The sequence below is a fragment of the Scandinavium sp. genome, from assembly GCF_036271055.1.
Classification (GTDB): Bacteria; Pseudomonadota; Gammaproteobacteria; order Enterobacterales; family Enterobacteriaceae; genus Scandinavium.
Window position 1 is genome coordinate 1 of the sequence record NZ_DATBBJ010000102.1, and the last position, 9274, is coordinate 9274.

Annotated in this window: 7 protein-coding genes; all 7 read right to left on the bottom strand. The window is 51.7% G+C overall.

The window, feature by feature from the left end; translation table 11 throughout:
* Window positions 1-746 (bottom strand): lipoprotein NlpI (gene nlpI, locus VH187_RS22095; RefSeq protein ID WP_329703583.1); only part of this gene is annotated, 746 nt, incomplete at its 3' end.
* A gap of 108 nt (window positions 747-854) precedes the next feature.
* Window positions 855-2990 carry a polyribonucleotide nucleotidyltransferase gene (pnp, locus tag VH187_RS22100; RefSeq protein WP_329703584.1) on the bottom strand — a complete coding sequence of 712 codons (2136 nt, stop codon included), beginning with the start codon at window positions 2988-2990 and terminating at the stop codon, window positions 855-857.
* 247 nt (window positions 2991-3237) lie between these two features.
* The gene (gene rpsO / locus VH187_RS22105; protein WP_097164217.1) at window positions 3238-3507 is read right to left on the bottom strand and encodes a 30S ribosomal protein S15; all 270 of its coding nucleotides are present in this window, start codon (window positions 3505-3507) and stop codon (window positions 3238-3240) included.
* Window positions 3508-3653: 146 nt separating this feature from the next.
* Window positions 3654-4598, bottom strand: a complete 945-nt coding sequence (truB, locus tag VH187_RS22110) for a tRNA pseudouridine(55) synthase TruB (protein ID WP_329703585.1) — start codon at window positions 4596-4598, stop codon at window positions 3654-3656.
* A complete protein-coding gene (rbfA, locus tag VH187_RS22115) occupies window positions 4598-4999 on the bottom strand; it encodes a 30S ribosome-binding factor RbfA (protein ID WP_329703586.1) in 402 nt (133 codons plus the stop codon). Before rbfA ends, truB begins: the two co-directional genes overlap by 1 nt.
* Before the next feature lie 175 nt (window positions 5000-5174).
* Window positions 5175-7862: a translation initiation factor IF-2 gene (infB, locus tag VH187_RS22120; RefSeq protein ID WP_329703587.1), complete on the bottom strand. Its 2688-nt coding sequence runs from the start codon at window positions 7860-7862 to the stop codon at window positions 5175-5177.
* Window positions 7863-7886: 24 nt separating this feature from the next.
* The coding region (gene nusA / locus VH187_RS22125; RefSeq protein ID WP_329703588.1) for a transcription termination factor NusA at window positions 7887-9274 on the bottom strand (1388 nt) is incomplete at its 5' end.

A 9274-nucleotide genomic window follows, 5' to 3' on the forward strand; every position in this document is an offset into this window, starting at 1 on the left:
TCCCCCAGACTTAGGTAGTACTTACCTAAATAGAAGTTGGTTTCACTGAGATGCTCAGCGAGCGAGGTGTTATCCGTTGCGTCCGCCTCGAGGCGTTCCATTAACGTTTTTTCGTTAATGTTCCCCAGGTAGAACTCGACAATGTTCCATCCCCATTGCTCTTTATCCGATCTATCGAAGCGCTGTTGTAACGCTACTTTAGCCTGCTTTGCATCTAAATTGCTTTCTGCAAGGTAGAGCCACAGACTACGGAAAGGATCATTGGGATCGTCTTGATAAAACGCTAGCAGATCATCTTGCGCTAAACGATAACGACCACCGTAGTAGAGGGCGATACCGCGATTTAAATGCGCATAGTTGTAAGTTGGATCAAGCTCAAGTACAGAATCAAACGCTTCATAGGCAGCATCAAAATTGCCTGCCTGCGTTAAATATATACCTAAGTAATTGAATACTTCAGGCATATCGGGGCGGATTGCCAACGCTTGTGAAAAATCATTTCGCGCCAGAGCCCGCAAGCCGAGGCTATCATACAACACTCCGCGCTCATATAAAAGCTGTGCGCGCTCATCATCGGTTAAAGCCCGACTGGCAAGAATTTGTTCCATGCGTGCCAGAATCACTTCTTGCTGTAAAGTCGGTTGCAATGGCACCGCCAGGACTTCACTTTTACGCCAGGCAGAGTTACTGCATCCTGCCAGCGTGAGTGCCGTCGCAACGAAACACCAGCGCAAAAAAGGCTTCATTTCCCACTCCCGAAGACAACTATTGGATGAACGTCCTGTTCCCCGGCTGCTAACAAGCGTCCTGCCCGAAAATGTGCCCTCCGCAGAAGCGGAGGGCTAATGGCAACCTTACTCGCCCTGTTCCGCAGCCGGTGCTTCCGGCGCGGCGGCAGGTTGAGTCTGCTCGGTCGCTTCTTTAATGCTCAGACGGACACGGCCCTGACGATCAACTTCCAGAACCTTGACCGGCACTTCCTGACCCATCTGCAGATAGTCGGTCACTTTCTCAACACGCTTATCAGCGATCTGAGAAATATGGACCAGACCTTCTTTACCGCCACCGATCGCCACGAAGGCACCGAAGTCTACGATACGGGTAACTTTACCGTTGTAGATACGGCCCACTTCGATCTCAGCGGTAATCTCTTCGATACGGCGGATAGCGTATTGCGCTTTGTCGCCGTCGGTCGCTGCGATTTTCACAGTACCGTCATCTTCAATTTCGATGGTGGTGCCAGTTTCTTCGGTCAGCGCACGGATAACAGAACCGCCTTTACCGATAACGTCTTTGATCTTGTCCGGGCTGATCTTGATGGTGTGAATACGCGGTGCGAATTCAGAGATGTCGCCACGTGGTGCGTTGATTGCCTGTTCCATTACGCCCAGGATGTGCAGACGCGCACCTTTGGCCTGGTTCAGAGCAACCTGCATGATCTCTTTGGTGATACCTTCAATTTTGATATCCATCTGCAGCGCAGAGATACCTTCGCGGGAACCCGCTACTTTGAAGTCCATATCGCCCAGGTGATCTTCGTCGCCGAGGATGTCGGACAGAACCACGAAGTTCTCGCCTTCTTTCACGAGGCCCATCGCGATACCGGCTACTGCAGATTTAATCGGTACGCCTGCATCCATCAGTGCCAGAGAAGCACCACATACGGAAGCCATGGAAGAAGAACCGTTGGATTCGGTGATTTCAGAAACCACACGCACGGTGTACGGGAATTCGTCGGTAGTCGGCATAACAGCCAACACGCCGCGTTTCGCCAGACGACCGTGACCAATTTCACGACGCTTCGGTGAGCCAACCATGCCGGTTTCGCCCACTGAGTACGGAGGGAAGTTATAGTGGAACAGGAAGCTGTCGGTGCGATCGCCCATCAGTTCGTCGATGTTCTGTGCATCACGTGCAGTACCCAGAGTCGCGGTAACCAGCGCCTGAGTTTCGCCACGGGTGAACAGTGAGGAACCGTGAGTACGTGGCAGAACGCCAGTGCGCACATCCAGACCACGAATCATGTCTTTTTCACGACCATCGATACGTGGTTCGCCAGCCAGTACACGGCTACGAACGGCAGTTTTCTCGATACCGTGCAGAATGTCGCCCAGATCGTTTGCGTCCAGAGAGTCATCTTCAGCAATCAGGGTCGCGATCACTTCAGATTTGATAGCATCAATCTGAGTGTAACGTTCCTGCTTGTCAGTGATGCGATATGCATCGCTCAGACGAGACTGTGCCAGACCCGCAACGCGCGCATGCAGCGCTTCGTTGATGGCTTCAGGCTGCCAATCCCAACGTGGTTTACCCGCTTCTTTCACCAGGTCGTTGATGTTCTGGATAACGATCTGCTGCTGCTCGTGGCCAAATACCACCGCACCCAGCATTACGTCTTCGCTCAGCAGTTCTGCTTCGGATTCCACCATCAGTACTGCAGCTTCAGTACCCGCAACAACCAGGTCCAGTTTGCTGGTTTTCAGCTCTTCCTGGGTTGGGTTCAGTACATACTGGTCGTTGATGTAACCCACGCGAGCAGAACCGATTGGGCCGTTGAATGGCAGACCAGACAGAGACAGCGCAGCGGATGCGCCGATCATAGCAACGATATCAGGGTTAACCTGTGGGTTTACGGACACAACGGTCGCGATAACCTGAACTTCGTTTACGAAACCTTCCGGGAACAGCGGACGAACCGGGCGGTCAATCAGACGCGCGATCAGGGTTTCGCCTTCGCTTGGACGGCCTTCACGACGGAAGAAACCACCCGGGATTTTACCGGCAGCGTAAGTACGCTCCTGGTAGTTAACAGTCAGGGGGAAGAAGTCCTGGCCTGGTTTGGTTTTTTTCTGGCCCACAACGGTAACGAATACCGCGGTGTCATCCATGCTAACCATAACGGCAGCGGTCGCCTGGCGAGCCATCATGCCGGTTTCCAGAGTGACCGTATGCTGGCCATACTGGAATTTACGAACGATCGGATTCAGCAAAATTATGTCCTTTCTTAAATTGTAACGACACGCCATTAGGCATGCCGCTCATTGACCCGATCCTCTTGCATCCTCGCGACTAATGACAATCTTAACTAATAGTTAAGCCTCTCATTAGCCGCGCGAAACTCTGCAACGAAGATCATTTATAGCAGCAATACAAACAATACATGAGTTTTATGTGGATTGCTGCCATCTGCTTGAAAAAAGGGGCCATAAAGGCCCCTCTTTTTGAAACTCGCCAGACTTAGCGACGCAGACCCAGACGCTCGATCAGCGCAGTGTAGCGTGCAACATCTTTACGTTTCAGGTAGTCGAGCAGTTTACGACGCTGGGAAACCATGCGCAGCAGACCACGACGGCTGTGGTGATCTTTTTTGTGCTCAGAGAAGTGACCCTGCAGGTGGTTGATCTGAGCGGTCAGCAGTGCGACCTGAACTTCAGTACAACCGCTGTCGTTAGAACCACGACCAAACTCGGAAACGATTTTTGCTTTAGCTTCAACGCTTAGAGACATTTTAAACTCCAGATTTAAAAAGTAAAAAGGGTGCCGATCTCTAATTCAGCGACCCCAGGATTAACGGCCTTACGCAGGCGAACCTTTATTTGGACGTTAAGCGGCAATATTCTACCCGTAGCGACATCTTATCGCAAGACGGGCCGTTATTGCGGATACTCGACGACAAGACGACGTGGCGCAACGCGACCTTCGTCATCAATCTCGCCCATACCAATGAATTTGCCTTCTTGGCCTTCGGTAACACGCACCAGGCCATTCACCTGCACGTCTGCGGAACGCACCGGATTGCCATTTTTGAAGTATACCGAAGAGGTCAACGGCAGATTAACGACCGGGAAGTCCGATGCTGGACTGTCCATTGGCATTAATAACGGATCTAATAACTGCGCTGCCGGAATATCTTGCTGTTCAGCCTGTTCGACAAGCGCTTGCAGCTGTTCCAGCGTCACCATTCGATCAACCGGGTAGCGGCTAACGGCCAAACGACGCAACATGATGACATGCGCACCGCAGCCAAGTTTCTCACCCAGATCATCAATGATAGTCCGGATATAAGTGCCTTTCGAGCAGTGGATTTCCAGCTCCAGTTCGTCGCCTTCATGCCGAATGAACAACAGCTCATAAACGGTTATCGGACGCGCTTCTCGCGGAACCTCAATGCCCTGACGAGCGTACTCGTAAAGCTTTTTACCCTGATGCTTCAACGCCGAGTACATCGACGGCACTTGCAGGGTGTCACCGCGAAAACCTTCCAGCGCACTGGCTAATTCAGTGGCGCTAAACGTCATTGGACGCTCTTCAACAACCTGTCCATCCGCGTCTGACGTATCAGTACGCTGGCCAAGCTTTGCAATCACACGGTAGCGTTTGTCAGAATCGAGCAGATACTGGGAAAACTTAGTCGCTTCACCCAGACAGACCGGCAGCATACCGGTCGCCAACGGATCTAACGCCCCGGTATGCCCTGCGCGGTTAGCGTTATAAAGGCGTTTTACCTTCTGCAGGACATCATTGCTGGACGCGCCTTGTGGTTTATCCAGCAGCAATACGCCATGTATATCGCGGCCACGACGACGAGGACGACTCATCAGTCCTCCTTGCTGTCATCCGGGTTCACACGACGCTCATCGTCATGCTTAACCACGTTGGTCACAAGGTTAGACATACGCATGCCTTCGACCAGCGAGTTATCGTAGAAGAAGGTCAGTTCAGGCACGATGCGCAGGCGCATAGCTTTGCCCAGCAGCGTACGGATAAAACCAGACGCGTCCTGCAATGCACGGATGCCTGCTTTTACTGCGGCTTCATCTTTGTCGTTCAGGAAGGTGACGAACACTTTGGCATACGCCAGGTCGCGGGAAATTTCCACTGCGGAAACGGTCGTCATCATACCTAAACGAGGATCTTTAATTTCGCGCTGCAGAATGATAGCAATTTCTTTTTGCATCTCCTGAGATACGCGCTGTGAGCGACCAAATTCTTTCGCCATAACGATTCTCCAAAATAAAGACAAAAAAGGGGCCGTTAAGCCCCTTTTTTAAATATTTCATTGCCGGGTGGTGCTTCTTAACCTGATGGCGATTCGCTTATCAGGCCAAACCCGGTCTGCATGTTGATATCGTAAACCCGGCAAGCCAATGAATGACCGCCGGGCTTCACATCAATCACTCGATGCTGCGTTTGATCTCGATGATTTCGAACACTTCGATCATATCGCCAACGCGAACGTCGTTGTAGTTCTTAACGCCGATACCACATTCCATGCCGTTACGGACTTCGTTGGCATCATCTTTGAAGCGACGCAGGGATTCCAGCTCGCCTTCATAGATAACCACGTTGTCACGCAGAACGCGGATTGGGTTGTGACGTTTAACCACACCTTCGGTAACCATACAACCTGCGATGGCACCAAATTTCGGTGATTTGAACACGTCACGAACTTCAGCCAGACCGAGGATCTGCTGTTTCAGTTCTGGAGACAGCATGCCGCTCATCGCTGCTTTCACTTCGTCGATCAGATGATAGATGACGGAGTAGTAACGCAGATCCAGGCTTTCCGCTTCGATAACACGGCGCGCAGAAGCGTCAGCACGTACGTTAAAGCCAACCAGAATCGCGTTGGATGCCGCAGCCAGGGTTGCGTCGGTTTCGGTGATCCCACCTACGCCAGAACCGATGATCTTCACCTTCACTTCGTCGGTAGAGAGTTTCAGCAGAGAATCGGAGATGGCTTCTACAGAACCCTGTACGTCGGCCTTCAGTACGACGTTCACTTCGTGAACTTCGCCTTCGGTCATGTTGGCGAACATGTTTTCCAGTTTGGATTTCTGCTGACGCGCCAGTTTAACTTCACGGAATTTGCCCTGACGGTACAGCGCAACTTCACGCGCTTTCTTCTCGTCACGAACAACCGTTACTTCGTCACCGGCAGCCGGTACACCAGACAAGCCAAGGATTTCAACTGGAATGGACGGACCTGCTTCCAGAACATCCTGACCCAGTTCGTTACGCATCGCACGCACACGGCCATACTCGAAGCCACACAGTACGATGTCACCCTTGTTCAGAGTACCTTCACGAACCAGCACGGTTGCAACCGGACCACGACCTTTATCCAGGAAGGATTCGATAACGGCACCGCTTGCCATACCATTACGTACAGCTTTCAGTTCAAGAACTTCGGCCTGCAGCAAAATGGCGTTCAACAGATCGTCGATACCTGTACCGGCTTTCGCAGAAACGTGGATGAACTGGCTCTCGCCGCCCCACTCTTCTGGCATGATGCCGTACTGGGACAGTTCCTGCTTAACGCGGTCTGGATCGGCTTCCAGCTTATCGATTTTGTTTACTGCAACGACTACAGGCACCTGCGCCGCTTTCGCGTGCTGGATAGCTTCGATAGTCTGCGGCATCACGCCATCGTCTGCGGCAACAACCAGTACCACGATATCCGTTGCCTGAGCACCACGAGCACGCATAGAGGTGAACGCGGCGTGGCCCGGGGTATCCAGGAAGGTGATCATGCCGTTGTCAGTTTCTACGTGGTAAGCACCGATATGCTGGGTAATACCACCCGCTTCGCCGGAGGCTACTTTAGTAGAACGAATGTAATCGAGCAGAGAGGTTTTACCGTGGTCAACGTGACCCATGATGGTCACAACGGGTGCACGCGGTTCAGCCGCAGCACCGGTGTCACGGTCGCTCATTACTGCTTCTTCCAGCTCGTTTTCACGACGCAGGATAACTTTGTGGCCCATCTCTTCGGCAACCAGCTGTGCTGTTTCCTGGTCGATGACCTGGTTGATGGTCGCCATTGCGCCCAGTTTCATCATCGCTTTGATGACCTGAGAACCTTTAACGGCCATTTTGTTTGCCAGATCGCCAACGGTGATGGTCTCACCGATGATAACGTCACGATTAACAGCCTGAGCTGGCTTCTGGAAGCCCTGCTGCAGAGAAGAACCTTTACGCTTGCCACCTTTACCACCACGAACGGAAGCACGAGCTTCTTCGCGATCGGCTTTAGATTCAGCGTGTTTGTTGGCTTTCTTAGGACGCGGGGCTTTTGCAGTACGAGTACGGCTACGGCCACCTTCGCTTTCACGATCGTTTTCATCTTCAGCCTGACGAGCATGCTGAGAAGTCGTTACGTGATAGTCACTGGTGTCTTCTGTCGGTTCTGCAGTTACAGTGCCATTCTTCTCATTGGCTTCAGCCATGCGGCGGGCTTCTTCTGCAACGCGACGCGCTTCATCTTCAAGCTTACGCAGCGCTTCTTCTTCAGATTTACGCTTCAGCTCGGCAGATTCTGCTTCACGGCGGGCTTTTTCAGCCTGGGCGGTTTTTGTCATATCGTCGGTCTGTTGATTGCTCACTTTGTCTTTTTCCGCAACGTCACGCTTCGCTTTATCAGCGGATTCGCGTTTAGCTTTTTCTGCGGCCTCACGTTCAGCTTTTGCCTGTGCCTCGCGCTTGGCTGTTTCTTCAGCCTCACGACGGGCTTGTTCTTCCGCTTCACGCTTCGCTTCTTCTTCCGCCAGGCGTTCAGCTTCCTGTGCCTGCGGATCGCGTTTTACAAAGGTACGCGTTTTGCGGACTTCAATCTGCACCGATTTACTTTTACCACCAGTGCCCTGAACACTCAGGGTACTGCGGGTTTTACGCTGCAGCGTCAACTTGTCTGGCGTCGAACCGTGTTCACGGTTCAAATGCGCCAGCAAAGTCTGTTTTTCTTGTGCGGTCACAGCGTCATCAGCTTGCTTCGGGATACCTGCATCAGCGAATTGCTGTACCAGGCGGTCCACGGGAGTCTGAATCTCTGCGGCCAGCGTTTTTACGGTTACATCTGTCATGCTGTTCCTTCCTGCTACAGTTTATTACGCTTCGTCGCCAAACCAGCAGATATTGCGAGCGGCCATGATCAATTCGCCGGCCTTCTCGTTAGTTAAACCTTCAATATCTGACAAATCATCGACACCTTGCTCAGCTAAGTCTTCTAGCGAGCTCACACCGCGTGAAGCGAGTTTAAAGGCCAGGTTGCGATCCATACCTTCGAGGTTCAGTAGATCCTCTTTAGGTTTGTTATCGCCCAGGCTTTCCTCCTGCGCCAATGCCAGTGTGGTGAGGGCGTTTTTGGCGCGATCACGTAATGCTTCCACTGTATCTTCATCAAGGCCATCAATTTCCAGCAGCTCTTTCATTGGCACATAAGCCAACTCTTCGAGAGTGGAGAAACCTTCTTCTACCAATACAGTGGCGAAATCCTCGTCGATTTCGAGGTATTTGGTAAAGGTATCAATGGCCGCATGAGCTTCAGCCTGATGCTTGGCTTGCAGGTCATCAACAGTCATAACGTTGAGTTCCCAGCCACTCAGTTGTGCAGCCAGACGTACGTTCTGACCGTTACGACCGATAGCTTGCGCCAGATTGCCTGCCTCTACCGCGATATCCATTGTATGTTTATCTTCATCAACAACAATGGAAGCCACGTCAGCTGGAGCCATAGCATTGATAACAAACTGTGCAGGGTTATCGTCCCACAACACGATATCAATACGCTCACCAGCCAATTCAGTAGAAACTGCCTGAACACGCGCACCGCGCATGCCAACACAAGCCCCTACTGGATCGATACGCTTATCGTTGGTTTTCACAGCGATTTTCGCACGAGAACCAGGATCACGCGCAGCGGCTTTAATTTCAATCACTTCTTCGCCAATTTCCGGAACTTCAATGCGGAACAGTTCGATCAGCATTTCTGGTTTGGAACGGCTAACAAACAGTTGAGCTCCACGAGCTTCCGGACGCACAGCATAAAGCACACCGCGAATACGGTCACCTGGGCGGAAGTTTTCACGCGGCAACATATCTTCACGAAGAATAACAGCTTCAGCGTTGCTACCGAGATCCAAAGAGATGTTATCGCGGTTAACTTTCTTCACAACACCGGTGATTATCTCACCTTCGTGTTCGCGGAACTGATCAACAACCATTGCGCGTTCAGCTTCACGTACTTTTTGTACGATAACCTGTTTTGCGGTTTGCGTGGTGATACGGTCAAAGGTTACAGATTCGATCTGGTCTTCAACATATCCACCAACATTCAGCTCAGGGTCTTCGAATTGAGCTGCATCAAGGGTGATTTCACGCGTTGGTTGGGTAACTTCTTCGACGATGACCCAGCGGCGGAAAGTATCAAAGTCACCACTTTTACGATCGATGCTGACACGCACATCAATCTCTTGCTCATATTTTTTCTTTGTCG

Coding starts and splice junctions, on each gene's coding strand:
- rpsO (WP_097164217.1), bottom strand. CDS start 3,507: ATGTCTCTAAGCGTTGAAGCTAAAGCAAAAATCGTTTCCGAGTTTGGT.
- truB (WP_329703585.1), bottom strand. CDS start 4,598: ATGAGTCGTCCTCGTCGTCGTGGCCGCGATATACATGGCGTATTGCTG.
- rbfA (WP_329703586.1), bottom strand. CDS start 4,999: ATGGCGAAAGAATTTGGTCGCTCACAGCGCGTATCTCAGGAGATGCAA.
- infB (WP_329703587.1), bottom strand. CDS start 7,862: ATGACAGATGTAACCGTAAAAACGCTGGCCGCAGAGATTCAGACTCCC.